The organism is Sphingomonas sp. dw_22, from assembly GCF_018449795.1.
Lineage (GTDB): Bacteria > Pseudomonadota > Alphaproteobacteria > Sphingomonadales > Sphingomonadaceae > Sphingomonas.
Genome location: NZ_JAAVVE010000001.1, coordinates 106158 through 130038, shown reverse-complemented (window position 1 = coordinate 130038; position 23881 = coordinate 106158). Strand labels below are relative to the sequence as shown.

Annotated in this window: 19 protein-coding genes; 13 read left to right on the top strand and 6 right to left on the bottom strand. The window is 66.2% G+C overall.

Annotation, left to right across the window (positions count from 1 at the left end; translation table 11 throughout):
- Positions 1-219: 219 nt before the first annotated feature.
- On the bottom strand, positions 220-2961 hold the full coding sequence (locus tag HB724_RS00540) for a TonB-dependent receptor (protein ID WP_213978943.1): 2742 nt from the start codon (positions 2959-2961) through the stop codon (positions 220-222).
- A 356-nt stretch (positions 2962-3317) separates the two neighbouring features.
- Between HB724_RS00540 and HB724_RS00535 the strand changes: the two genes are divergently transcribed.
- The 4 genes from HB724_RS00535 to HB724_RS00520 are packed head-to-tail and all read left to right on the top strand — an operon-like array spanning position 3318 to position 7094.
- Positions 3318-3983 carry a DUF969 family protein gene (locus tag HB724_RS00535; protein WP_213979022.1) on the top strand — a complete coding sequence of 222 codons (666 nt, stop codon included), beginning with the start codon at positions 3318-3320 and terminating at the stop codon, positions 3981-3983.
- Positions 3980-4933 carry a DUF979 domain-containing protein gene (locus tag HB724_RS00530; protein ID WP_213978942.1) on the top strand — a complete coding sequence of 318 codons (954 nt, stop codon included), beginning with the start codon at positions 3980-3982 and terminating at the stop codon, positions 4931-4933. The genes HB724_RS00535 and HB724_RS00530 overlap by 4 nt, the downstream gene beginning before the upstream one ends.
- Positions 4930-5955, top strand: coding sequence for a DUF2891 domain-containing protein (locus HB724_RS00525; RefSeq protein WP_213978941.1), 1026 nt, complete (start codon positions 4930-4932; stop codon positions 5953-5955). The genes HB724_RS00530 and HB724_RS00525 overlap by 4 nt, the downstream gene beginning before the upstream one ends.
- The gene (locus HB724_RS00520) at positions 5955-7094 is read left to right on the top strand and encodes a DUF2891 family protein (protein ID WP_213978940.1); all 1140 of its coding nucleotides are present in this window, start codon (positions 5955-5957) and stop codon (positions 7092-7094) included. Before HB724_RS00525 ends, HB724_RS00520 begins: the two co-directional genes overlap by 1 nt.
- Before the next feature lie 106 nt (positions 7095-7200).
- Here the strand turns inward: HB724_RS00520 and HB724_RS00515 are convergent, their stop codons facing one another.
- Positions 7201-10131, bottom strand: coding sequence for a TonB-dependent receptor (locus HB724_RS00515; protein ID WP_213978939.1), 2931 nt, complete (start codon positions 10129-10131; stop codon positions 7201-7203).
- A 445-nt stretch (positions 10132-10576) separates the two neighbouring features.
- Between HB724_RS00515 and kdgD the strand changes: the two genes are divergently transcribed.
- From kdgD to HB724_RS00495, 4 genes are all read left to right on the top strand, one after another.
- Positions 10577-11497, top strand: coding sequence for a 5-dehydro-4-deoxyglucarate dehydratase (gene kdgD, locus HB724_RS00510; RefSeq protein ID WP_346344632.1), 921 nt, complete (start codon positions 10577-10579; stop codon positions 11495-11497).
- 46 nt (positions 11498-11543) lie between these two features.
- A complete protein-coding gene (locus HB724_RS00505) occupies positions 11544-12458 on the top strand; it encodes a LysR substrate-binding domain-containing protein (protein ID WP_346344631.1) in 915 nt (304 codons plus the stop codon).
- A 158-nt stretch (positions 12459-12616) separates the two neighbouring features.
- Complete coding sequence (locus tag HB724_RS00500) at positions 12617-13954, top strand: MFS transporter (RefSeq protein WP_213978938.1); 1338 nt, start codon at positions 12617-12619, stop codon at positions 13952-13954.
- Positions 13955-13979: 25 nt separating this feature from the next.
- Entirely contained in the window at positions 13980-15920 is a 1941-nt protein-coding gene (locus HB724_RS00495) for a hypothetical protein (RefSeq protein WP_213978937.1), read from the top strand.
- A gap of 366 nt (positions 15921-16286) precedes the next feature.
- On the opposite strand, the gene HB724_RS00490 is transcribed toward HB724_RS00495, so the two are convergent.
- Complete coding sequence (locus tag HB724_RS00490; RefSeq protein WP_213978936.1) at positions 16287-17294, bottom strand: NAD-dependent epimerase/dehydratase family protein; 1008 nt, start codon at positions 17292-17294, stop codon at positions 16287-16289.
- A gap of 70 nt (positions 17295-17364) precedes the next feature.
- Between HB724_RS00490 and HB724_RS00485 the strand changes: the two genes are divergently transcribed.
- Complete coding sequence (locus HB724_RS00485) at positions 17365-17967, top strand: TetR/AcrR family transcriptional regulator (protein WP_213978935.1); 603 nt, start codon at positions 17365-17367, stop codon at positions 17965-17967.
- 87 nt (positions 17968-18054) lie between these two features.
- Here the strand turns inward: HB724_RS00485 and HB724_RS00480 are convergent, their stop codons facing one another.
- The 3 genes from HB724_RS00480 to HB724_RS00470 all read right to left on the bottom strand — a co-directional run bounded on the left by HB724_RS00480 (position 18055) and on the right by HB724_RS00470 (position 20286).
- The gene (locus tag HB724_RS00480) at positions 18055-19086 is read right to left on the bottom strand and encodes a proline racemase family protein (protein ID WP_213978934.1); all 1032 of its coding nucleotides are present in this window, start codon (positions 19084-19086) and stop codon (positions 18055-18057) included.
- An 81-nt stretch (positions 19087-19167) separates the two neighbouring features.
- Entirely contained in the window at positions 19168-19866 is a 699-nt protein-coding gene (locus HB724_RS00475) for a GntR family transcriptional regulator (RefSeq protein ID WP_213978933.1), read from the bottom strand.
- A gap of 66 nt (positions 19867-19932) precedes the next feature.
- On the bottom strand, positions 19933-20286 hold the full coding sequence (locus HB724_RS00470; RefSeq protein WP_213978932.1) for a RidA family protein: 354 nt from the start codon (positions 20284-20286) through the stop codon (positions 19933-19935).
- A 90-nt stretch (positions 20287-20376) separates the two neighbouring features.
- On the opposite strand from HB724_RS00470, the gene HB724_RS00465 reads away from it, so the two are divergent.
- The 4 genes from HB724_RS00465 to HB724_RS00450 all read left to right on the top strand — a co-directional run bounded on the left by HB724_RS00465 (position 20377) and on the right by HB724_RS00450 (position 23843).
- The gene (locus HB724_RS00465; protein ID WP_213978931.1) at positions 20377-21282 is read left to right on the top strand and encodes a dihydrodipicolinate synthase family protein; all 906 of its coding nucleotides are present in this window, start codon (positions 20377-20379) and stop codon (positions 21280-21282) included.
- Entirely contained in the window at positions 21282-22097 is an 816-nt protein-coding gene (locus HB724_RS00460) for an NAD(P)-binding domain-containing protein (RefSeq protein WP_213978930.1), read from the top strand. Before HB724_RS00465 ends, HB724_RS00460 begins: the two co-directional genes overlap by 1 nt.
- A gap of 112 nt (positions 22098-22209) precedes the next feature.
- Positions 22210-23109: an alpha/beta fold hydrolase gene (locus HB724_RS00455; protein ID WP_213978929.1), complete on the top strand. Its 900-nt coding sequence runs from the start codon at positions 22210-22212 to the stop codon at positions 23107-23109.
- A complete protein-coding gene (locus HB724_RS00450; protein ID WP_213978928.1) occupies positions 23106-23843 on the top strand; it encodes a helix-turn-helix transcriptional regulator in 738 nt (245 codons plus the stop codon). Before HB724_RS00455 ends, HB724_RS00450 begins: the two co-directional genes overlap by 4 nt.
- Positions 23844-23881 lie beyond the last annotated feature (38 nt).

Genomic DNA, 23881 nt, shown 5'->3' with positions numbered 1-23881 from the left:
GCAGTCTCTTTTTCCTCGGCGAAGGCCGGGCCCCAGTTGCAGCGTAGAGGAGATGGCGCTGCGCCCTCGCGACTTGGTGGAGACTGGGGCCCGGCCTTCGCCGGGGAGGGGATTCTAACGGACTCGGCCGCCGCATCATTCCAAAAAATAAGGCACGGCGGAGGTCCACCGTGCCTTGAGGAGTGCCTGCGGCCCAGGGGGCTGCGCCGCAGGCGGAGATCAGAAATTCTTCTGAAGCCGCATGTAGAAATACCGGCCGCGCGAATTGAACGTCGTCTGGTCGAAGCCGTTGAAGTAATTGCCCTCCAGGAAAGGCGGCATCGCGTCGCCGACATTCTCGACGCCCAGGGTAATGCGGGACTTCTGGCTTTCCAGATCATAGTTGATCGCCAGGTCGTGCTGCATGTAATCGTCGGCCTGCAGGTAATGGCCGTCGATGAGCAGCGACGCCTCGTTCCGCACCGGCCCGACATAGCGCATGTTGTAGTTGACCGAGAGATCGCCGAGCGTCCAGGTCGCCGAGACATTCCCGCGGAACTTGGCGAGCGTGCCGAGCGCGATCGAATAGGTGCCCACCCGCTCGATCGCCGGCTGGCCCGCCGCCGGGGACAGCTTGTAGCTGTTGAGATAGGTGGCATCGAGCCGCAGGTTCAGCTTGCCCCAGGATGCCTGGGCGGTGGTGTAGTCGATGCTGCCGTCGATGCCGTCGATCGATTGCTCCAGCAGGTTGTCGCGGACGGCCTGCACCTCCAGCAGCATATTGTCCTGGTCGCGGATCACCGCCCCGGCGAACGCCGGCACGCCCATCGCGTTCTGCAATGCGACATAGTTGAAATCGGCGGTGCCGATGATGTTCTTCTTCGTGATGCGGAAATAGTCGGCGGTCACCGACAGGCGGGGCGCGAAGGCCGGCGTCCACACGGCGCCCGCCGTCCAGGTTCTGGCGGTTTCCGGCTGGAGGTCGGGATTGCCGCCGCTGGTGACATAGGCGGAGACGATCGCCGGCGCGCGCCGGCCGCCGCAGCCCGGATAACTGGCGAAATCCGCGCCCGAGCAGGGATCGACCACCGGCCGCGCGCTGCGGCTCTGGGTGCTGTTCGCCTCGGTGAAGTTCGGCGCGCGGAAGCCGGTGCCCCAGGATCCACGGATCATCAGGTCGCGGATCGGCCGCCACTTGATGCCGAGCTTCGGATTGGTCGTCGAGCCGAAGGCGTTGTAGTGCGAATACCGCACCGCGCCGTCGAGATCGAGGCTGTGGATCAGCGGGATGTCGCGCAGCAGCGGCACCGAGACCTCGCCATAGACCTCGGCGACCTTGCGCTCCGGCGGCAGGAAGTTCGGGGTCTGGGGCGAATAATCGGGGGCATTGTCCTGGAGCTGCTGGAAGCTCTCGGTGCGATATTCGCCGCCGATCGCGACGCCGACCGGGCCCGCCGGCAGGTTGAACAGCGTGCCCGAGATATTGGCGTCGAGCGCCTTCATCTCCGACGTCACGTCGCGATAGTGCGGCGCGGTGACGAAGGCGAGCATCGCCGGCGTGATCGAGCCCGATCCGCCCGCGCCAAACACGTCGATCGGCACGCATCCGGCCACCGCCGCGCACGCCGCCGGGTCGCCCAGCGCAAGCCGCAGCCGCGACTGGACCACGCCGTTGCCTGCGTCGGTATATTGGTGGAGGCGCTCGTAATTGCCGGAGAAGTCCCACTTCCAGTTGCTGTCGAACGAGCCCTCGAGCCCGGCGACGAAGCGGTAGAAGGTCGAATCCACGTCGCTGCGGGCGCCGCCGCCCAGGCCCTGCTCGTTCGACAGCGTCTTGTAGACGCGCAGGTCGCGGCCGAACGGGTTATAGGGATTGAGCGCGCTGACCGTGTAGTCGCCCATCGACAGGCGCTGGCCGATATAGCCGTAGGATTGGCGATTGTTGAGCGACGCCTCGACATAGGCCTTCACCGAATCGCCCAGTTCATGCTCGCCGGAGAACCACAGGTTGAACTGTGAAACTTCCGACTGGCTGGTCTCGGTCTGCCAATAGTTGAGGCCGTCGTCGACGCCGCCGGCGCAGGGCGATCCATAGTCGGGGAAGCAATAGGGCCGGAAATCGTCCAGCGTCTCGCCGCGCGTCACCCCGTCCTTCAGGATGTAGATCTTGCTCGGATTGGCGGGATCGATGTTGGAGAAGGACGGGTTCAGCGTCGCGGTGTCGCGGAAGTTACGGCCGCCCCGGTCCATGAAGTTGATGTCGCGGCTGATCGGGCGGTCGATAATGAGGTTGCCGTCCTGGTGCCGGTAGCTGGCGGTGAAGACATAGCCGCCATCGTCGGATTTCTGGCCGAACGTGCCGCTGAACTCATAGCGCGCCAGGTCGCCCCGGCTCGAGATGCCGCTGCCGGCCTTGAGCTGGAGCCCGTCGAACGAGCGGCGCATGATGAGGTTGACCACGCCCGCGATCGCATCCGAGCCGTAGATCGCCGAGGCGCCGTCCTGCAGCACCTCCACGCGATCGATCGCCTCGAACGGCACGCTGTTGAGGTCGACCGTGCCGTCGGCGCTGTTGGCCAGCACGCGGCGGCCGTTGATGAGGACGAGCGTGTTGATCGCGCTCAGGCCGCGCAGCGCGACATTGGCGGTGCCCGAATTGCCGCGGCCCGCGGAGTCCGACGCCGCCGGGGACGCCACCGGCAACTGCTGCAGCAGCTCGCCGACGCTGGCCGTTCCGCTCGAATCGATCTGGTCGCGGCCGAGCACGGTGACGGGGGCCGAGGAGGTCAGCGCCGTGCCGGCCAGGCGCGAGCCGGTGACGACGATATCCCCGCCGGACGGCTCCTCCTGGCTCTCGGGCAGCGGCGCCGTGGCCGCCTGGTCCTGGGGTACCTCGGTCTGTGCGAATGCCGGATAAGCGGCGGCTAGCGACATCAGCGCGCAGGTCGCCAACATGGTGGATTTGTGCCTGGTGTATCTCATTCCCTGTCCCCTTGATGGTCGGATTTGCGTGCCATCCTGCGGATTTTATTTTTTTCAGTGTTTTATTTGAGATATTATTTGAATTGGCTTGACGTTCACTTGCCGGGACTTCCCGGGCGGCTCCGGGGGATTTCGAATCCACGCTTTGCTGCCCCGATCCGGCAACTTAATTTCAAGCAGGGAATATGTGAACGCAATCTCTACAAATTGTCAACGTCATATTGACAATTGGAAAAACAACCCGTTGAATGCCCTTCGGAGGCAAGGGAGCCCCCTTTCACCGCCACTGCCGGGCGGATGGAGCGGGCGCCTCGATGAAAATCCTTTGGGGGGCGTTTATGGCCGTCGACGGCAGCATCTGGGTATTGGCGGGAGTGGCGGTGGTGATCGCCGGTTTCGTGCTGCGCCTCAACGCGCTGCTGGTAGTGACGCTTGCCGCGCTGGTGACGGCGCTGGCCGCCGGCATGGGGCCGATCGCGGCAGTCTCGGCGTTCGGCAAGGCATTCGCCGACAATCGGTTCATCGCCATTCCCTGGCTGATCCTGCCGGTGATCGGCCTGCTGGAGCGCGGCGGCATCCGCGAGCGGGCGCGGATGCTGGTGGCGAAGCTCTCGGGCGCGACGCCGGGGCGCGTGCTGATCGGCTATCTGGCGCTGCGCCAGATCAGCGCCTCGCTGGGCCTCAACGCGCTGGGCGGGCATGTCCAGATGGTAAGGCCGGTGGTAGCGCCGATGGCCGAGGCGGCCGCCGACGCGACGGACGGGGCGGAACTGGCGCCCGAGCTGCGCGAGCGTATCCGCGCCCATGCCGCCGCCGCCGACAATGTCGGGCTGTTCTTCGGCGAGGATCTGTTCGTCGCGGTCGGATCGATCCTGCTCATCATCTCCTTCATGGCGCAATATGGCGTCGTGCTGGCGCCGCTCGCGGTCGCGAAATGGGCGATCCCCACCGCGATCGCCGCCTTCGTGATCCATGGGGGGCGCCTGGTCCTGCTCGATCGCGCGTGGAGCCGGGCGCGATGATCGGCGTCGATTTCTTCTTCGCGGTCGTAGGCCTGATGTTCGCGGCGTTCGCGACCGGCCATGTGCTCGATCGGTCGCATCCCCGCTGGTGGCGCAGCGCCGCTTTCTGGGGCAGCTTCGCGGCGGCGACCGGGCTCGGCGGCCATATCCCGCCGCTGGCGACCGGCATCCTGCTGCTGGTGATGACGCTCACCGCCGCGCTGGGCCTCCGGCCCGCGGGAGCGACCGGCACGTCGGACGCCGAGCGGGTCGAGAGCGCGCGGCGGCACGGCAACTGGCTGTTCGTGCCGGCGCTGCTCGTGCCCGCCGTCACCGTCGCGGCGACCCTGCTCGTTCCCACCGGCACGATCGCGGGGATGAAGCTGGTCGATCCCAAGCAGGTGACGCTGGTCGCGCTCGGCATCGGCGCGTTGCTCGCGACGGCGCTGGCGATGGCGATGTTGCGGCCGGGCAAGGCGGCACCGGTCCATGAAGGGCGCCGGCTCGCGGATTCGATCGGCTGGGCGATCGTGCTCCCCCAGGCGCTGGCCGCGCTCGGCGTGCTGTTCGCCATCGCGGGCGTGGGTGGCGTGGTGGGCGATATCGTCACCCATTACCTGCCGATGACCGCGCCGATCACCGCGGTGCTCGCCTACACGATCGGCATGGCGCTGTTCACGATCCTCCTGGGCAACGCCTTCGCGGCCTTTCCGATCGTCACCGCCGGGATCGGCATGCCGTTCGTCGTCGGCCGCTTCGGCGGCGATCCGACGATCATGTGCGCGGTCGGCATGCTTTCGGGCTTCTGCGGCACGCTGCTGACCCCGATGGCCGCCAACTACAACCTCGTTCCCGCCGCCGTGCTGGAACTGCGCAACCGCTACGCCGTCATCTGCGCCCAGGTGCCGACGGCGTTCCTTCTCCTCGCCTTCAACACGGGGTTGATGGCCTTTTGGGTGTATCGCCGATGAAGCAACTCTCACCTCAACTCGCTTCCGAATTCTGCCGGATCGCGCTCGGTCACGTCGCGCTGGAATATCCCCATTATGCCGGCGAGGCGCTGATGAGCCCCGCCGAGCTGGCGATCACGGGCCCGCAATTCCATCCGATCTTCTATGGCAGCTACGACTGGCATAGCTGCGTCCATGGCTATTGGCTGCTGTCGCGGCTGAACCGCCTGTTCCCGGACCTGCCGCAGCGCGCGCAGATCGTCGCCCAGCTCGACCGGGCCTTCGTGCCGGAAAAGGTGGCGGGGGAGATGGCCTTTTTCACGCGGCCGTACAGCGAGGAGTTCGAGCGGCCCTATGGCTGGGTGTGGCTGCTCAAGCTCAGCGCCGAACTGCTGCAGTACAAGGACGAGGCCGGCCAGCGCTGGGCGCGCACGATGATGCCGCTGGCGCAGGATCTGGCGAAGCGGCTCGGGCTCTATTTCCGTCGCCTGTCGAACCCGGTGCGGGGCGGCATGCACCCCAATTCGGCCTTCTCGCTCGCGCTCACCTATGATTATGCCAAGGCGGTGGGCGATACGGCGCTGATCGAGCTGATGCGCCAGTGCGCGCTCCGCTGGTTCGGCGACGATGTCGCGCCCACGCGTCACGATTTCGGCGGCACCGATTTCCTCTCGCCCGCGATCACCACGGCGGAGGCGATGCGGCGGCTGCTGCCCCCGGACGCCTTCAACGGCTGGTTCCGCCGCTTTATGCCCGATCTCGGCGCCGGCCAGCCGGCCTTCCTGCTGCAGCCGATGATCGTCACCGATCGCAGCGACGGGCACCTCGCCCATCTCGACGGGCTCAACCTCAGCCGCGCCTGGGCGATGCGCAACTTGGCCGGCGCCGTGCCCGCCGGGGATCCGCGCGCCGACGTGCTGCTCAAGGCGGCCGACGCCACGCTCGCCGAGGGCCTCGACAAGGTCGAGGGGAATTACGTCAGCACCCATTGGGTCGCGACCTATGCGCTGCTTGCGCTCGAAGCCGGCCAGGAGGAAAAGTGATGTCGAAGGAGAATGGGTTCGATGCGATGGGCCGCCTGCCGATGGGGCGCCGCGCGCTGATGACGGGTGCCGCCTGCGCGGCCGGCGCCGGGCTGATCCCCTCGGCCGCCGTGGCGGCGGTGTCGCAGCTTCCCGCGAAGCTGGACGCGGCGGCGGCGAGCCAGTTCGCCCGCCTGGCGCTGTCGCACGTCACGCGCGAATATCCGATGGCCACCGGCATGACGCGCAGCAGCCCGACCGAGTCGGTGGAGCAGAAGCTGATCCGCCCGGTCTTCTACGGCAGCTTCGGCTGGGGCAGCTCGGTGGCGACGCACTGGCAGCTCGCCCGGCTGCGCAACCTCTTTCCGAAGATCGTCGAGGCGCCTTCGATCGCCGCCCATTTCGATAGCGCCTTTTCCGAGGAGAAGATCGCCAAGGAGATGGATTTCTTCAAGACGCCGATGAACGAGGGTGCGGGCCGGTTCGGCGGCTGGGCCTGGGTGATGGCACTGCAGATCGAGCTGGCGCGCGACAAGAGCGCGCGGGCGCAGCGCTGGGCGAGCCTGCTCGCGCCGATGACTGCGGACCTGACCGCGCGGACGATCGACTTCCTGCCCAAGCTGCGCTTTCCCGGCCGGGGTGGCGGCACGCCGCTGGGGCTGCTGCAGATGGTCGATTATGCGCGCCAGCCGGGGCAGGAGAAGCTGCTGGAGATGATCGCCAGCAATGCGCGCAACTGGTATGGCGAGGACGTGGTCGAGGACAAGCCGCAGATCGGCGGCGAGGATTCGATACCGGCCGAGTTCGCCACCGCCGAGCTGATGCGCCGCGTGCTGCCGGCGGCCGAGTTCGACGCCTGGTTCCGCCGCTATCTGCCGAAGCTGGGGACAGGGGAGCCGGCTGTGCTGCTGACTCCGGTCGATTCCGGCGATCGCGGCGACGAGCGGCTGACGCTGGCGATCGATTCGCTCAACCTCACGCGCGGCTGGCTGCTGCGGAGCCTCGCCAAAAGCTGCAGGGGCGATGCCCGGGCGACGGTGATGCGGGCCGCTGCCGATCGCCACTTGGCGGCCAGCCTGCCGCATATCGGCGAGAACTATCTGAGCGTCCGCAGCCTGCCCGCCTATGCGTTGCTGGCATTGGAGGCCGGCAGGGGCTGAGGAGCAGGACTCCCCGCCGCCGGCGAGGATCGACGCCTCAAAATACCGTCCTCGCCGTTGCGCGGCGAGGACGGTGGAGGCGTGGTTTCGAGCTGTCGGGGAAGATTCAGAAATTGAGCTGGAGGCCCAGCGATATCTGTCGGCCGAGCACGTTCGCCACATAGCCGTCATAGCCGTCGTTGGTGTTGTAGAAGGGCGGGTCGCGATCGAACATGTTGCGGATGTTGAGCGACACCACCTGCCCGTGGAGGAAGCCTTCGGGGAAGGTATAGGCCAGGTTCAGATCGAATGTCGCGTTGGAGCGGACCCGGTCGCCGCCGCCATTGGGATTGCCGGTGGAGTCCAGCGTGATGGGCGTGACCGCGCTCGACGACCAGTTCTTGTAGGCGCCCGTATAGTTCATGAACAGATTGGCGTTGAGGCCGCCATATTGCCAGCCCAGATTGGCGCGCATCTGGAACTGGACCGAGGGGAACACGCCGTTGGCGCCGGTGGTGTTCAGCACGTCGTACCATTCGCCGTCGGTGCCGTAGGATTGGCGGAAGCGGGTGAAATAGGTGAACGAATCCCCGATCACGAAGGTGCCCGCGCCGCTGGTGCTGATGGTGTAGGTGGCCGATGCGTCGATGCCCGATACGTCGAGGTTCAGGTAGTTCGAGTTGATGACCTGCAGGATATAGTCGGTGCGGGTCGGCAGCGCGCTCACCGCCGGGATGTGCGCGGTCGCCGAGGCGATCTGATCGGGCGTCGCGCCGCCGGGATAGAAGGTCAGCAGGTGCGCCAGCGACGCGGTGTTGACGACGAAGCCGATCTGCGGGCCGGTGACCGCGCCGGTGAGCTTCGCGTGCCAATAGGTCACCTGGCCGCTCAGCGCGCGGGCGAAGTCCGGGTGGAAATCGATGCCGAACGAATAGCCCTTGCCCTTTTGCGGCCCGGCCTCGTGATCGCCGGTGTTTATCCGCAGTCCCTGCAGCGAGGAGATGTTGCAGGTGACGGACGCGGCGGTGCAGCCCGGTATCCCCATCTGCGGCAGCATCGGATAGAGCGACACCGGCACCGCGATGTTGTTGGTGAAGCTGTTGTAGCGCGAGTTGACATAGACGCCGTACTGGTCGCCGACGATGTCGAGCGGCGGCGCCACGAACGAGGTCGACCAGTTGCCGCGCAGCTTGAATCCCTCGCCCAGCTCCCAGCCGAAGGCGACCTTCGGATTGGTGGTGTCGCCGAAGTCGTTATAATGGTCGTAGCGGCCCGAGAGGTTGATCTCGAAGGAGCGCATCAGCGGCACGCCCATTGCGGCGCTGACGATGGGGATCCGGATCTCGCCGAAGGCCGACTTCACGTCGCGGGTGAAGCCGAGCGCGATCTGGTTCGATCCCTGGCTCGCCGGGCCGGCATTGTTGCCCTGCACCGAAAGCTCGTCGAGATGGGTGCGCAGATATTCGGCGCCGATCGCGACGCCCACGTCGCCGCCGGGCAGGGCGAACAGCTTGCCGTCGGCGGTCAGGCGGAACTGGCGGACCGCGAAGACCTGGCGCAGCAGGTTGGCGTTGTCGAGCAGCGCGTCGCGCACCGCCTGCGAGGTGAGGTTCGCCGATCCGGCGTTCCAGACGTCGAGCGCGTTGGCGGCGGTGAGCGGCAACTGGGTGATGACCGCGTTGCCGCTCGGCAGCGACGGGGTGGTGAGGCTGCCCGCGCTGTTGGTGGTGCCGTTGAGCGCCAGGTTGGCGACGCTCTGGTTCACCGTGCCGATCGTCTTCGAATAGCTGTCGTCATGCGCGGCGAGCGCGAGCAGGTTGATCGTGAAATTGCCGTCGATCTGATATTCGAGATTGGCATCGGCATAGAAGCTGTCCGAGCCGGCCAGGCTCTGCGCGCCGGGGCCGAGCAGGTCGTCGAACAGATAGCGCGCCGTCTCCCGGGTCGCCGTGCCGGTATAGCCGGCGGGCGTGACGTAGAAGGGATTGGCCTGGCTGCCGGTCTGGAAGGCGGTGGCGGTCAGCGTGCCGCGCGAGGTGGCGGCGCTGGTGCGGCGCACGCCATAGACCATGTCGGCGCTCAGCCGCAGCGCGGGGGCGATCTCCATCCGCCCCTTGATCATCACATTGTCGCGCTTCTCGGCGGGCAGCACGTCGCTGTACGCCCAGGCGCTGCACGGCGCGTTGACCCCGCTGTTGGCGACGTTGGTGCCGCTGGTCGCGTCGAGGAAGATATTGCCGGTGCCGCCCGGCTGGAGCGTCGCCGGGCCGCAGTTGAAGCTGTTGAAGTTGGTGCCGCCCTGGGCGATGTGGTTGGGGCTGGTATAGGGCCGGTCCGAATAGGCCAGCGCGCCCTGGTCGGTATGCGAATAGGCGGCGATCACCGAGCCCTTGTCCCAGCTCTTGCCGGCGAGCAGCGAGGCCTGCCAGCTCCGTGTGCCGTCGGCGAAGCTGTACTGGCCGCCCGCCTGGACCCCGTCGAAGCGGGTGCGGGTGATGAAGTTGACCACGCCGGCCACCGCGTCCGAGCCATAGGTCGAGGAGGCGCCCTCGGGCAGCACTTCGACGCGCTCGATCATGTTGATCGGGACGATGCCGGGGTCCGTATTGGTATGGTTGGTGCCGCCCGGCGAGGTGCGGTGGCCATCGATCAGCACCAGCGTGGAGGAGCTGGCGCTGCCGCCGAGCTGGTGGATCTGGGGCTGGTAGTAAGAGCCCTTCACTTCGCCCTGGCCGGCACTGCCCATGCTCGACAGCGCGGGCACGGTCGCGAGGATCTGGGTCAGCGTCTGGGCACCCGTCGCCTTGATCTCGGCGGCGCCGACGGAGATCAGGTTTGCCCCCACTGGCGCCGCGCCGCGGATGCTGGTGCCGGTGACGACGATCTCCTGGTTGTCCGTCGTCTCCTGCGCCGGTGCGGTCTCGGGCACTGCGGCGGGGGCAGGTTCGTTCTGGTCCGCCGGGGGCGTGCTCTGGGCGTGGGCGGCGGCGCCGGCCGATACGGCGAAGGCAAGTGCGATCAGCGACGCGCCGAGGCGCAGGCGTGACGGATGGATCATTGCGGTTCCCTCTCCCTGGTTCTTCCGGCCCCTTCTTTGTGGTGGCCGGTGCCGCGTTCTTGCCGCGGCTTTTTGTGCAGCGATCTTGCCCGGTTCATGTCCGGGCCGGATTCCGCATGGTCGGGAAGGTTAGGAGCCGGACGCCGGCCCGTCTAAGTCAAATCGTCTATGGATCGATCCAATTCAGGTATTATCCGGGCGAAATCCCATGGCTTTTCCTGGGTAAAGCCCCTGAAACCCGCATGAGATCATCGAACTTCCCCTCGGCGCGGGGGCGATCATGTCCGAATGGGAATGGATCGATAGCGTCTTTGATTTAGACCGGCCCCCGCGCCTCGGCTAGCCGGAGAGCGAATGGCACGGCTCCGCTCCGTGCGAACCATGGTGGCCAGGCCCGGGAAACCGATCTGGACGCGCCGACTCCGGATATGAGGAACGACACAGAATGATGGCGCCGCTCGAAATGGCCCAGAACATCGCCAAGGGGCTGCTCTCCTTTCCCGTCACGCATTTCGATGCGGATTTCGCATTCAACGAGGACGCCTATCGCAGCCATTGCGCATGGCTGCTCCAGCACCGCATCACCGGCCTGTTCGCGGCCGGCGGCACCGGCGAATTCTTCTCGCTGCGGCCAGACGAGGTGCAGGCGGTGGTCGCCGCCGCGGCCTCCGAGGCGAACGGGCGCGTGCCGGTGCTCGCCGGGACCGGATATGGCACCGCCCTCGCCATCGACATCGCCCGGCGCGCCGAGGATGCCGGGGCGGACGGGCTGCTGCTGCTGCCGCCCTATCTGGTCGCGCCCAGCCAGGAGGGGCTGGTTGCGCATGTCGATGCGATCTGCAAGGCGACGCGGCTGGGCGTGATCGTCTATAATCGCGACAATGCCGTGCTCGACGAGCATTCGCTCGCGGCGCTGTGCGAGCGCAATCCGAACCTGGTGGGCTTCAAGGACGGGCTGGGCGACCTCGAGCTGATGATGCGCATCCATGCCAAGCTGGGCGACCGGCTGATCTATGTGGGCGGCCTGCCGACCGCGGAGACCTTCGCGCTCGCCTATGACCATATCGGCGTGACGACCTATTCGTCGGCGATCTTCAACTTCATGCCCGAATGGGCGCTGGCCTTCTATGCCGCGATCCGATCGGGCGACCGGGCGACGGTGATGCGCGGGCTGAACGAATTCGTGCTGCCCTATATCGCGCTGCGCAACACCACGCGCGGCTATGCGGTCTCGATCGTCAAGGCGGGCATGAATGTGATCGGCCGGCCGGCCGGCCCGGTGCGGCCGCCGCTCACCGATCTCACCCCCGCGCATCTGGAGCAGCTCGCCGCGCTCATCGCGGGCGTCTCGCGGACGGAGGCATGAGCATGGTCGGGTTGCGCGGCCGGAGGCGCGGGACTAGCCTCCCCGGGTGGCGGGCTTTCTGTTCGAGCTGAGGCAACTGCGCTGTTTCGTCGCTGCGGCGGAGGAGCTCCACTTCGGCCGCGCCGCCGCGCGCCTCAACATGACCCAGCCCCCGCTCAGCCGCCAGATCCAGCTGCTGGAGCATGTGCTGGGCGTGCGGCTGTTCGAGCGCAGCAGCCGCACCGTGAAGCTCAACCCCGCCGGGCGGGTGTTCCTGCTGGAGGCGCGGCGCATCCTGCGGCTGGCGGAGAGCGCGGCGCTGGCGACGCGCCGCATCGCCTCGGGCGAGGCGGGGACGATCACGCTCGGCTTCACCGCGGCCTCGGGCTATTCCTATCTGCCGCGCCTCATCACCCTGTGCCGGGCGCGGCTGCCCAACATCACGATCCAGCTCAAGGAGATGGTGAGCGGCGACCAGATCGAGGCGCTGCTTTCCGGCCGGATCGACATCGGCCTGCTGCGCCCGCCGATCGACCGGGCCGAGTTCGCCTCGCTCCGGGTGCTGACCGAGCCGCTGGTGGCGGCGCTGCCCCAGGGCGATCCCCGCGCTTCCGAAGCGGTGCTGGCCATGGCGGATTTCGATCGCCAGCCCTTCATCATGTATTCCCCCGAAGGCGCCCGCTATTTCCACGACATGCTCACCACCATGTTCGACGCGGCGGAGAGCGCGCCGGTGCATGTCCAGCATCTGAGCCAGATCCATTCGATGCTGGCATTGGTCCGCGCCGGCATCGGCGCCGCGATCGTGCCCGAGGCGGCGACCAGCCTGCACCTGGAGGATGTCGTCTTCCGCCCGCTGGCGACGACGCCGCCCAGCCCGGTCGAGCTGCTGAGCGTCTGGCATGCCGAAAGCGACAATCCGGCGCTGAAGCCGGTGCTCGCGCTGCTCGAACAGGAATTGGCGCGCGGCCTCGATCGATAGCGAGACTGGATCGATCGATAGAGCAATCGACTTGGACCTGAGCGCTTCGTCTCACTAAGCATCGAGGATGAAGGTGCGGACTGCCGGGATCGATACCCGGGAGGCGCACCATGTCCACCGCAACGGCGGGGGTGCGAGAGGATGGGAGGGCGATTGGCATGAATGCGGCGCGCGCCGGATCGAGGGCGACTCATGTCCGGTATCTGATCCTGCTGATCCTCTTCGTCATCACTTCGATCAGCTATGCCGATCGGGCGACGCTTTCGATGACCGGCCCCGCCATTTCCCGGGAGCTGGGGATGAGCCCGGTCGCGATAGGCTATGCGCTCTCCTCCTTCGCCTTCGCCTATGTGCTGGCCCAGGTGCCGGGCGGGGTGCTGCTCGATCGCTGGGGATCCAAGCCGGTCTATATCGCGGCGCTGTCGCTCTGGTCGCTGTTCACCCTGTTGCAGGGCGCGGCGGGGCTGCTGACCGGCTTCGCCGCCGCGGCGACGCTGATCGGACTGCGCACGCTGATGGGCGCGGCCGAGGCGCCCTGCTTCCCGGCGAACGCCCGCATCGTCGCCACCTGGTTCCCCACCTCGGAGCGGGCGACGGCATCGGCGGTGTTCAATGCCGCGCAATATTTCTCGCTGGTCGCCTTCGCGCCGCTGATGGGCTGGCTGGTTCATGATTTCGGCTGGCCGGCGGTGTTCTATGTGATGGGCCTGCTCGGCGTCGGCGCGGCGCTGGTCTTCGCCTGGTACGTCCAGTCGCCCCGGCGCCATCCGGCCGCGAACGCCGCCGAGATCGCGCTGATCGAGCAGGGCGGGGGCCTGGTCGACATGGAGGACGGGCCGCGCGCCGGCCCGAGCCAGTTCACCTGGCACAATGTCCGCCAGGTGCTCGCCAACCGCTCGCTGATCGGCATCTATCTCGGCCAGTATTGCATCAACGTCCTCACTTATTTCTTCGCCACCTGGTTCCCGATCTACCTGGTCCAGCAGCGGCACATGACGATCCTCCAGGCCGGCTTCGTCGCGGCGGTGCCGGCGCTGTTCGGCTTCGCCGGCGGGGTGCTGGGCGGCGTGCTGTCGGACTGGCTGCTGCGCCGCACCGGCTCGCTCACCTTCGCGCGCAAGGCGCCGCTGCTGGTGGGCATGCTCCTCGCCATGACGATCGTCCTCGCCAACTATGTCGACGATCAGGTGACGGTGATCGTGGTCATGACGATCGCCTTTTTCGGCAAGGGCGTCGCGTCGCTCGGCTGGGCGGTGATCGCGGACAGCTCGCCCAGGGAGCTGCTCGGCGTGACCGGCGGCATCTTCAACATGGCCGGCAACACCGCCGGCATCGTGATGCCGATCGTGGTCGGCTATATCGTCCAGGCGACGGGCTCGTTCGACGGGGCGCTGATCTTCGTCGGCGCCCACTGCCTCGTCACCATCTTCGCCTATTTCGCGATCACGCAGCGGATCGAGCGGATCGAGCTTCGGCCGGCCGCCGCGACTGCGTGACGCCCCCCAGGGAAGGAGAGTTGCCATGAAGACCTCGCGCAGAAGCTTCCTCGCGGCCGGCACCGCGCTGGCCACCGCCGCGCTCGCCGTGCCGCACGCCTTCGCGGCGCCCGCCACGGACGCGCCGCTGCTCGAACTCGCGACGCCGATGGCGCCGCCCGAATGGGCGCTGCTGGAGCGCGCGGTGCTCGACGCGCATCTGCCCGCCTGCGCGGCGTTCTTCGAGCGCTATTTCGACGCCGCCAGCGGCTTCCTGCTCGTCCATGAGCGCTGGGGCGGCGACGACGGCCCCGACGACGCGATCGAGAACGTCAACGACTGGCCCCAGCTCTATGCGCTCGGCGCCGACGAGCGCATCCGGACGATGTACGAGAAGGCCTATGAGGGCCATGTTCGCCAGTACACACTGGCGCACACCACCGAGGTGCCGTTCGCGCGCGACGGCATGTATTTCCGCGAATTCCCGGTGATGATGGACTGGCAGCACAATGGCGAGGGGCTGACCGTCTTCAACAACATGGGACTCGGCGACCCGTATAATAAGCGATATCGCGACCGCGTCCGCCGCTTCGCCGGCTTCTATATCGGCGAGGATCCCACCGCGCCCAACTACGACAAGGAGCACAAGATCATCCGCAGCATGTTCAACGGCTCGCGCGGGCCGTTGATGCGCAAGGCGACGGGACTCGACTGGGCGGGCGATCCGGTGGACGTGAGCGGGATCGACCAGGAGTCGCTGCTCCACGGCGAGCACAGCTACGAACAGATGGTCGCGCACTTCAAGGACTATAACGACACGCTCGGCGACAACCCCCTCAACCTGGAGGCGACTGGGCTCGCGCTCAACGCCTATATGCTCGCGCACGAGCGCAAATATCGCGACTGGATCCTCGAATATGCCGATGCCTGGATCGATCGGGCGCGGCGTACCAACGACATGATCCCCACCAATATCGGCCTGGACGGCACGATCGGCGGCGAGGCCGGCGGCAAATGGTATGGCGGCGTCTATGGCTGGTCGTTCAGCCCGGTGGTGCCGCAGACCGGCGAGCGCCAGGACCGCAACCGCATCCCGTTCGTGCTGTCGGGCTTCCTCAACGCCTATCTGGCGAGCAACGGCGACGACAAGTATCTCGACGTCTGGCGGCGCATGACCGACCATATCAACGCCAATGCGAAGACGGTCGACGGCAAGCTCTCGGCGCCGCGCATGTATGGCGACAAGGGCTGGTATTCCTATGAGCCGGGCAAGTGGCTGGTCGGTTCGCAGGACATCTATTACCTGACCATGAAGCCCTCGGACCGCGCCCGCGCGCCGGACAATCCGTGGCTGTCCTTCGTCGAGGGCAAGAACCCGAATTATCCGATCGTCGCGCTGCGGGCCGCGCTGGAGCGCATCCGCAACGCCCATGCGGCCCTGCTCTCGGACCAGACGACGCCCGACACCCGCTTCGCCGACACGGTGATGGACCAGAACCCCGCGAACGTCACCGCGCTGATCGAACTGATGGAAGGCGGCATCCATGTCGGCCGGCCCGGCTGGTCGCGCTATTCGCCGACCGTGGGCGGGGCGCTCCAGTTCGTGCGGCTGCGCTATTTCGATCTGGACGAGCGGCGGGCGGGCATGCCGAGGGACGTTGCCGCGCTGGTGGAGGGACTCACCGCCGACGCCACCACCGTGACATTGGTCAACACCAGCCAGAGCGAGGCGCGCACGGTCACCATCCAGGGCGGCGCCTATGGCGAGCACCAGATCGTCTCGGTCTCCGACGGCAAGGCCGACAGGCCGGTGGGCGCGCGTTTCGTCACGGTTCGCCTGGCACCGGGCGCGGGAGCGCGGCTGGTGCTGCGGATGCAGCGCTACGCCAACGCCCCGACGCTCGACTTCCCCTGGACGCCGCCGGCGGTGGACGGGCAGGAGCGGCTCAAGCGGATGAGCCCCGAGTTGCGCGACGCGCTGCTCTGAGGGCGCTCGGGGGCTGGCCAAGAAAACAAAGCTCAGTGGCGAGGTCAATATGTCGTGGAAATCGCGTCGTGGCACTGATCCGTTGAAACCCCTGGTGATCCCCTGCGGGAGGGGGCGCCTGAAATAAATTATAGTGTAATCAGTAGCTTGCCTGATCGGCTAAAGCTTGTACGTACCCGTTACGCGCTGCCGCTGCAGCCCGATTCCCAAAAGCTACCCTTCATTCACGGAGGGGTGTGAGAGCGACCACGGGTGGGCCGTATCGGTTGGGCCGGTCTTTGAGCGATGTTGATGGAGAGGCGCTATTCCACTTCGGACCTGACTGCGCCGGTCGCTATGTCAGTCACTGGCGAAACTTACCCCCAATTAGCGCTGTTCGGCGATAAGGCTGCGAGCGCATTCCAGTAGCGTATCTGCTGAGGGGCGCGGTTCAAAGCCAAGCACAGACATCGCCTTGCCGTTGTCTGCGTGGCGGCGCTGCCCAATGTCGTTCCGGAACATGCGAAGGCGGGGCATCACTATGGACAGAGGCCAGACGAGCCTATCGGGTAGCACTTTAGTCGGAACCTGCTTCCCGTCCGGTCCGAGACCGTCACGCAGCAACTTCGCGATCTGCGACATCCACAGAAACGGGCCAGTGCAAAGAAACCGTTCACCGGGGGCTCCCGGTGCGGTTAGCGCGGCAACGTGTGCCGCCGCCAAATCGCGCACGTCCACAATCGAGAGCCCGAGATTGAGCAAGCGGGGTGGTTTACCCTCCAACATATTCCGAATGACCCACACCGATCCCTGCTCCCCACCGGGGAGGATTGGGCCGAACACGCCACCCGGCAAGATGGTCGTAAGACTCGTCCTTCCCGGCGCTTCCCTCATGAAATCCCATGCCGCGCGTTCTGCGAGAATCTTGGAACGCCGATAGGGATCGAGCAGTGGGTCTTCGGGGTCGGCCCAGACATCCTCGGTGCTGACAGCATTTGATCCGCGTTTGCGTGCGGCCACGGCCGCCGATGTCATGATGACGCGCTCGACACCGGCCGCGACGGCCGCCTTTAGCACACGCAGCGCGCCGCCCCGCGCCGGCTCGACCAGGGCATTGCGGTCCTTGGGCGCCTCGCGACCCAGGGGCGATGCGATATGGAGGACATGGTCACAACCCGCGACTGCCGCATCCCACCCGGCGTCGCGCGTCAGATCGGCGATTGCGAACTCGAGCCGCTCGTCCGCCGCGATCTGACTTGCAATCCCGCGGCGAACGGAAACCTCGCGGCTGGTCGAGCGTAGCGTCGCGCGGACATCATAACCCTGCCGAAGCAACTCGATGATTGCCCATCCCGCGACGAAGCCGGACCCGCCAGTCACCAGCACCTTCTTCATACACACCTCGCATTGCCCAATTTGTCTACGATTGTATACTTCTTCAATCGGTAGAGTCTACAGGTGTATAATGAAGTCCGGCGAACAATCTGCATCGACCCGCTCTGCCAAGGCGGAGACAACCAAGGCAGCCATCCTGGCCTCGGCACGGCGCGTGTTTGCAGAGCGTGGCTATGAAGGGGCGGGCCTGAGAGGTATCGCCGAAGGTGCCGGCGTGACCGCGATGATGGTCAATCGCTACTTCGGGTCCAAGGAAGGTCTGTTCGGTGAAGTGGTCGCGGACAGCATGCGCGATCCGGTCATCCTATCGGCGGAAAACCTCGCCGCACCAGATATTGCCCGTGCCTTTGCTGGAGCCCTGATCGGCTTGACCGGACGCGACGCTGATCCGCTCGACGGCTTCCTGATCCTGTTCCGATCAACATCGAGTCCCGTTGCCGCGAAGATCGCACGGGAGCGCATTGCCGTTGCTCATCAAGTCGCCGCCGAGCGCGCGGTTGGGGGAGAACATGCGGCAGAGCGAGCTGCGATACTTCTATCGCTGGTCGCCGGCGTGCAGATGATGCGCCAAATGCTCCAGCTCGATCCGCTGGTGACGGCGAGTCCGGAACTGCTTACAAACTTGCTGGCCCCCGTAATCGCTGCGATCCTCAATCTGGAAAAGGCGTGTTGACGGACGACTTGTAGGTGCCGCTCATCTTCCCAGTTGCCTCCTGCCGCCGAGAGCGCATGGTAGCGGGCGCGTTTTGTCTGGTTCCGCTCAACAAGCCAACCAAGTGTCGTTCAATCGATAACCGTGAGGGAAGGGGTCTTCCGGGTCGGTTCCGTAGTGCGAGACTCCGGTAAGCCATGCGCGGCCTCCGACGCGCGTGAGGACAGAATCGAGGCCACCCACCGTGGTGGTGCTTTCGATCGCACAGGTGAATTCGGTGTCGAGTATCGACTGGTGGACGAACGGCTCGCCCGGCATGAGCTCACCACGGGCATGCATCAGCGCCATGCGCGCCGACGAGCCCGTTCCGCATGGGCTGCGATCGATCCGTCCCGGCGAGACGACCACGGCATTCTTCGAAGTCTTGATCCCGTCGCGTTCGACTAGAGGGCCTGCGAACAGAGTCTGATTGATGGTGTTGATGCCCGGGTTCTCGGGATGCACCGCCGGGAGCTGTTCCGCAGCCGCGAGCTTGATGCGTTCGCCCATTTCGACAAGGGATCTTGCCTCGTCCCGCGCCAGGGTGAAGCCGAGTTGCTCGGCGGAGACGATCACATATATCATCCCGCCATAGGAGACATCGACCGTGATCGCGCCGAGGCCAGGAACTTCGATCTCGCGGTCGCGGTGCATCACGAAGGCCGGGACATTGCGGAAGGAAACGCGACGGCATTTCCCGTCGCTGCATTCTGCTTCGACATGGACGAGCCCGGCTGGCGTATCGACGCAGAGCCGCGTGATCGGCGCCGACATCGGGATCATTCCGGTTTCGAGAACGGCGGTGACGGTACACATGAGGTTCGAGCCCGACATCGGGGGGTAATAGTCGGATTCTATGACGATCATGCCGATATCCGCTTCCGGCGCGATCGGCGGCGTCACCAGATTGACGGCCGCGTTCACGCTGCCACGCGGATCCGACAGCAGCATCTCGCGTAGCCAGTCCTGATCGCGGATAAGGATCTGTTGCCGTTCGAACATCGACGCGGCCCGAGGCGCGATGACGCCGCCTGTGATGACGCGTCCGACCTCACCCTCGGCGTGCACGCCGACCACCGTTATAACCTGCTGCAATCGCATTTTGTGGCAATCCCCATACCGGCGGCCAGACGCGGCCGATACAAGACGTATATTGGATACAATTTATCGTCAATGATTGGATCAGGCCGTTCGGCGTGCGCGCTCCGCTCGCAATTCGGCGACCAGCGCGCGGCCGGCCTGAAGGATATGGTCACGCAGATAGCTGGCCGCCGCGGCGACATCGCGCATCGCGCAAAGGCGCAGGATTTCGCGATGCTCGCGCAGGGCATCGTCAAGGCCGTCGGTCAGCACGAGGTGGAGGCGAATATAGCGCTCTGCCTGCAGTCCGATGCCTTGGAGGAGGGCAAGGGTCTGGGGCCGGCCGGCCGGCGCATAGAGCCGGCGGTGAAAGGCCGAATTGAGGCGGCCCCAACTCGCCCGGTCGCCACGCGCGAACGATGCCTCCAACTCGGTCAGGATATCGCCCGCCTCGGCAATGTCGCGATCCGTCATGCGGGGGATCGCGCGCTCGAGCAGATCGACCTCGAGCATCGCGCGCAACTCGAACAATTCTTCAACCTGTTCAGTAGGGATAGTCGCGACGACCGCGCCCTTATGGGTCTGGATGACGACCAGCCCGCTCGCTTCGAGCTGCCGGAGCGCTTCGCGTACGGGGATGCGGCTGACGTCATATTCCTCGGCGATTATTTCCTGAACCAGCGGATCGCCTTCCCGGAACTCGCCATTGAGGATGCGCTCCTGAAGCGAGTTCCGGATATTCTCGGGAATGGTGCGTCGCTCGATCCGATGGGTTCTCGACGATTTCTGGTCTTGCCGCATGCGATGCCTTGCCAATCCGCGTTTCGCTCTCCCTAGCCGCAGCAGGCGGGCATTGCCACGCGTCCCTCAAAGCGCAGCGATGACGCCAATCTCGATATTGTAGTGCGGCTCGGTCAAACCGGCGGCGATGGTGGTTCTGGCGGGCTTGGCGTTCGGCGCGACCCAGGCATCCCATACGCGGTTCATCTCGCCGAAATCGGCCATGTCGGGCAGGTAGAGATAGGCGGTCAGGATACGAGTCTTGTCCGTGCCCGCGTCGCGCAGCAGATCGTCCACCCGCCGCAGAACCTCGGCGGTCTGCACCGCGACGCTTGCGCCTGGATTATCCTGCGCCGCCTGGCCCGCTGTGTAGACCAGCCCCCCATGGATGACCGCCTGGTTCATGCGAACCGTTGGATGCAGTCGGCGAATATCGGTCATCAGAGTCTCCCTTGGTGAAGTGGCGAAGATCGCACTTGCGCCTCCGCAACAATAGTATATTGGATACAATGAAATTTGGCGAGGTGAAAAATGGCAATCTGGTCCGGCGTATTTCCCGCGGTAACCACCAAGATGAAGCAGGATTCGAGCATCGATCTGGACGCTTTTCAGGCCAGTCTCGATCGGTTGATTCGAAGCGGCGTCTCGGGGGTGATCGTGCTGCCGATGCTTGGCGAGAACGCGTCGCTTGACGCCGGGGAGCGCGAGAGGGTGATCCGCGCGGCGAGTGAGGCGGTGGCGGGGCGGGTTCCCCTGCTGTCCGGGCTTGCCGAGATCACGCTGGAGACGGCCAAGGCCCATGCCGCGGCATATCAGGGCTTCGGTGCGCAGGGGCTGATGGTGTTCCCGAGCCTGGGCTATAAGACGGACCCGCGCGAGACGGCGCACTGGTATCGTGAGATCGCGGGCGCCTCCGACCTGCCGATCATGATCTACAACAATCCGATCGCCTATGGCGTGGACGTCACGGCGGAAGTGCTCCGGGAACTGGCCGACGTGCCCGAGATCGTCTGCATCAAGGAAGAGACGGGTGACATCCGGCGCGTGACCGATACCTATATCGAATTCGGTGACCGGTTCAGAGTCTTCTGCGGCGTCGATGACCTTATCGTCGAGAGCTGCTCGCTGGGTGTGACGGGCTGGGTTTCGGGCATGACCAACGCCTGGCCCGCGGAATGCGTGCGGATCTTCGAGCTCTGCCGTGCCCAGCGCTATGACGAGGCGCGCGCGCTTTATCGGATCCTCACGCCGAGCTTCCATCTGGATACGCACGTCAAGCTGGTCCAGTATATCAAGATGGCCGAGCACCTCGTCTACGGGGCACCCGAATGGACACGCGCGCCGCGCCTGCCGCTGGTGGGCGAGGAGCGTGAGCAGGTGATCGCGACGATCCGGGCGGCGATCGACGCGCTGGCGCAGATGAAGGTATCCGCCTGATGGGCGCGCTGCCGGTTGTCGGCTTTGTCGGTGTGGGCACGATTGCCGAGGCGCTGATCACCGGCATGTGCGCGAATGGCGAGCATCGCGCCGATTTCCTGCTGTCGCCGCGCAGCGCCGAGCGTGCGCATCGGCTCGCGGAGCGCTACCCCTTCGTCAAGGTGGCGGCGAGCAACCAGGCGGTGGTCGATGGCGCGGAGATCGTGTTCCTGGCCGTCACGCCCCAGATCGCCGCAGAGGTTCTGGGTGCGCTGCGCTTTCGCGCGGGACAGCGGATCGTCAGCCTGATCGCCACGCTGGATACCGTCGCATTGCGGCCCCTGGTGGCTCCGGTCGAGACCATTCACCGCGTGACTCCCTTGCCGGCGGTGGCACGGCGGATGGGGCCGCTGATGCTCTATCCGGCATCGCCCGAGATCGCCCCCCTGCTGCAAGGGCTCGGACAGCTCATCGAGCTGGGCGACGAGAGGGAACTGGACGCGCTCTGGACCGTGACCGGGTTCATGGCGAGCTATTTCGGCCTGTTGGAGTCGATCGAGACCTGGCTGGCGGACCAGGGCGTGGCACGCGAGCGGGCAACTCCGTTCGTCGCCGCTTTCTTCAATGCGCTGGGCGTGACCGCCGAGGAGCGGGCGGGGGAGGGCTTCGATCGATTGATTGTCGACCATTCCACGCCGGGCGGCCTCAACGAGCAGGCTTGGCGCGAGCTGCGCGCCGCGGGCTGGACGGGGTTGCCCGCCGAGGCGCTGGACCTGTTGGGCGCGCGGATCGCAGGGAAGGCAACCTTGCAGGATCATATTCCGAGCAACGGCTGATCGGGCCACGGCGCCTGTTTCGGCTTGCGCGCAATTGCGGGTATGACATCAAATGTGTTATCGATATCGATAATACATAGCCGGATGGCTCAGGCCCGATCGGGGAATCGCGATGTTCCTGCGAAACATGATAGCGGCGGTGCTGGTGGCCGGCCTGGGCTCGCCTGCCACGCATGCGGCGCCGGAATGTGCCGTGCGCCGCTTTGCCGCGGATGGCGGCACGCTCGGCTATCGGAACTGCGGAACCGGCGACGTGGTGTTGATACTGCCCGGCGGGCCAGGCTTGGACGCCGGATATATGCTGGATTTCGCGCATATGGTCGCCCGGACCGGCCGGCGGGCGATTCTGCTGGAGCCGCGCGGGACCGGTGCCTCACGTGCGGCACTGGGGGACGGCAGCCGGCTGACGGTAGCCGGGTCGATCGCGGATGTTGAGGCGCTGCGCATCGCGATTGGAGCGGGCAAGGTGACGGTGATCGGGCACTCGTTCGGCGGGGCCACCGCTCAGGCCTATGCGGCGGCATATCCCCGACACATGGCCCGGCTCATCCTGCTCGATTCGGTCGGCCCGAACCTGGCCAGGCCGCCATTGCCGCTCGATAGCTGGCGTGCGCGGCTCACATCCGCGCAAGTCGCCGCCTATGATGCCGCCCGTGCGCGTGGCGATCGGATCGCGGCGATGCGGATCAAATTCGCCGCGAGCTTCTTCGATCCGCGCCGGGGCGAGGATTTCGCGGCGGGGCTCGCCGCTTCGGCGATCCATCTCGAAATCGCCGCGCTTTCCGACGACTATCAGCGGCACTATTCGGTCCCGCCGGACAGCGCGCGGCCGCACTTTCCGGTGGTGGCGATGGCCGGCGATATCGACTGGATTCGCGGCTATGAGCCGGCCTTCGATCCGGTCTGGCCGGGCGTGCGGCATCTCACGATCCCGCATGCAGGACATTTCCCGTGGATCGATGCACCCGCCGCGACGCAGGCCGCGCTTGGCCGGGCGTTCGCGGCCCAATGACCATGTCCACGATGGAGGCGGCGCTGGCGGAAACGATCGGCGCGATCGGCGCACCGGACTTCGTGCCTCGCGTCGCGGACGCCTTGTGCCGCTTCAGTGGCTTCGAGCTTTCGGCGGCGTTTCTGCACCGTCCCAGGGACGGCGGCGAAGCGCTGGCGGAGGATTTCAGCCGTGTCGGGTGCCGCGCGGGGATCGATAATTATGCGCGGCAGACCTATCGTATCAACCCGATGCTCGCGGCCTTGCGCGGCGATGGCGCGGTTCGCGCGCGGGATTTTGCGCGGACCGCGCTGCGGGCCGATCCGGCGGTTCTCCCGTTCCTTGTCCATGCGCCCGAGGAGGAGCTGGGCTATCGGACGCTCGGCTGGCCTGAGCGGCAGGAGGAAGTCTGCCTCTATTTCAGGGGCTGGGGCGGCATCGTCGAACTGGGCTTCTATCGCGAGCGCGCACGCAGCGCGGCGCCGGAGCGGACGATCGCGGCGCTCAACGCATCGGGCCGCCCGATCGCGGCAGCGTTCGAGCGGCACCGCGCGCTAGGCGGCACGATCGAATGGCGCGGGCGGCTGACGCCGCGTGAGCGCGAAGTCTGCGACCTGCTGCTGCGCGGCTGCTCGAGCGAGGCGATCGCGCTGCGAATGGCGATCAGCCGCCACACGGTGAAGGACCATCGCAAGCAGATATTCCGCAAGCTGCGGGTGGGCTCGATCGCCGAGCTGTTCGCGATGGCGCGCTGACCCCCTCTCCGGAGGGATGGCGCGTTCGCGCCCCAGGC

Coding starts and splice junctions, on each gene's coding strand:
- HB724_RS00540 (WP_213978943.1), bottom strand. CDS start 2,961: ATGAGATACACCAGGCACAAATCCACCATGTTGGCGACCTGCGCGCTG.
- HB724_RS00530 (WP_213978942.1), top strand. CDS start 3,980: ATGATCGGCGTCGATTTCTTCTTCGCGGTCGTAGGCCTGATGTTCGCG.
- HB724_RS00525 (WP_213978941.1), top strand. CDS start 4,930: ATGAAGCAACTCTCACCTCAACTCGCTTCCGAATTCTGCCGGATCGCG.
- HB724_RS00520 (WP_213978940.1), top strand. CDS start 5,955: ATGTCGAAGGAGAATGGGTTCGATGCGATGGGCCGCCTGCCGATGGGG.
- HB724_RS00515 (WP_213978939.1), bottom strand. CDS start 10,131: ATGATCCATCCGTCACGCCTGCGCCTCGGCGCGTCGCTGATCGCACTT.
- kdgD (WP_346344632.1), top strand. CDS start 10,577: ATGATGGCGCCGCTCGAAATGGCCCAGAACATCGCCAAGGGGCTGCTC.
- HB724_RS00500 (WP_213978938.1), top strand. CDS start 12,617: ATGAATGCGGCGCGCGCCGGATCGAGGGCGACTCATGTCCGGTATCTG.
- HB724_RS00495 (WP_213978937.1), top strand. CDS start 13,980: ATGAAGACCTCGCGCAGAAGCTTCCTCGCGGCCGGCACCGCGCTGGCC.
- HB724_RS00490 (WP_213978936.1), bottom strand. CDS start 17,294: ATGAAGAAGGTGCTGGTGACTGGCGGGTCCGGCTTCGTCGCGGGATGG.
- HB724_RS00485 (WP_213978935.1), top strand. CDS start 17,365: ATGAAGTCCGGCGAACAATCTGCATCGACCCGCTCTGCCAAGGCGGAG.
- HB724_RS00480 (WP_213978934.1), bottom strand. CDS start 19,086: ATGCGATTGCAGCAGGTTATAACGGTGGTCGGCGTGCACGCCGAGGGT.
- HB724_RS00475 (WP_213978933.1), bottom strand. CDS start 19,866: ATGCGGCAAGACCAGAAATCGTCGAGAACCCATCGGATCGAGCGACGC.
- HB724_RS00470 (WP_213978932.1), bottom strand. CDS start 20,286: ATGACCGATATTCGCCGACTGCATCCAACGGTTCGCATGAACCAGGCG.
- HB724_RS00465 (WP_213978931.1), top strand. CDS start 20,377: ATGGCAATCTGGTCCGGCGTATTTCCCGCGGTAACCACCAAGATGAAG.
- HB724_RS00460 (WP_213978930.1), top strand. CDS start 21,282: ATGGGCGCGCTGCCGGTTGTCGGCTTTGTCGGTGTGGGCACGATTGCC.
- HB724_RS00455 (WP_213978929.1), top strand. CDS start 22,210: ATGTTCCTGCGAAACATGATAGCGGCGGTGCTGGTGGCCGGCCTGGGC.
- HB724_RS00450 (WP_213978928.1), top strand. CDS start 23,106: ATGACCATGTCCACGATGGAGGCGGCGCTGGCGGAAACGATCGGCGCG.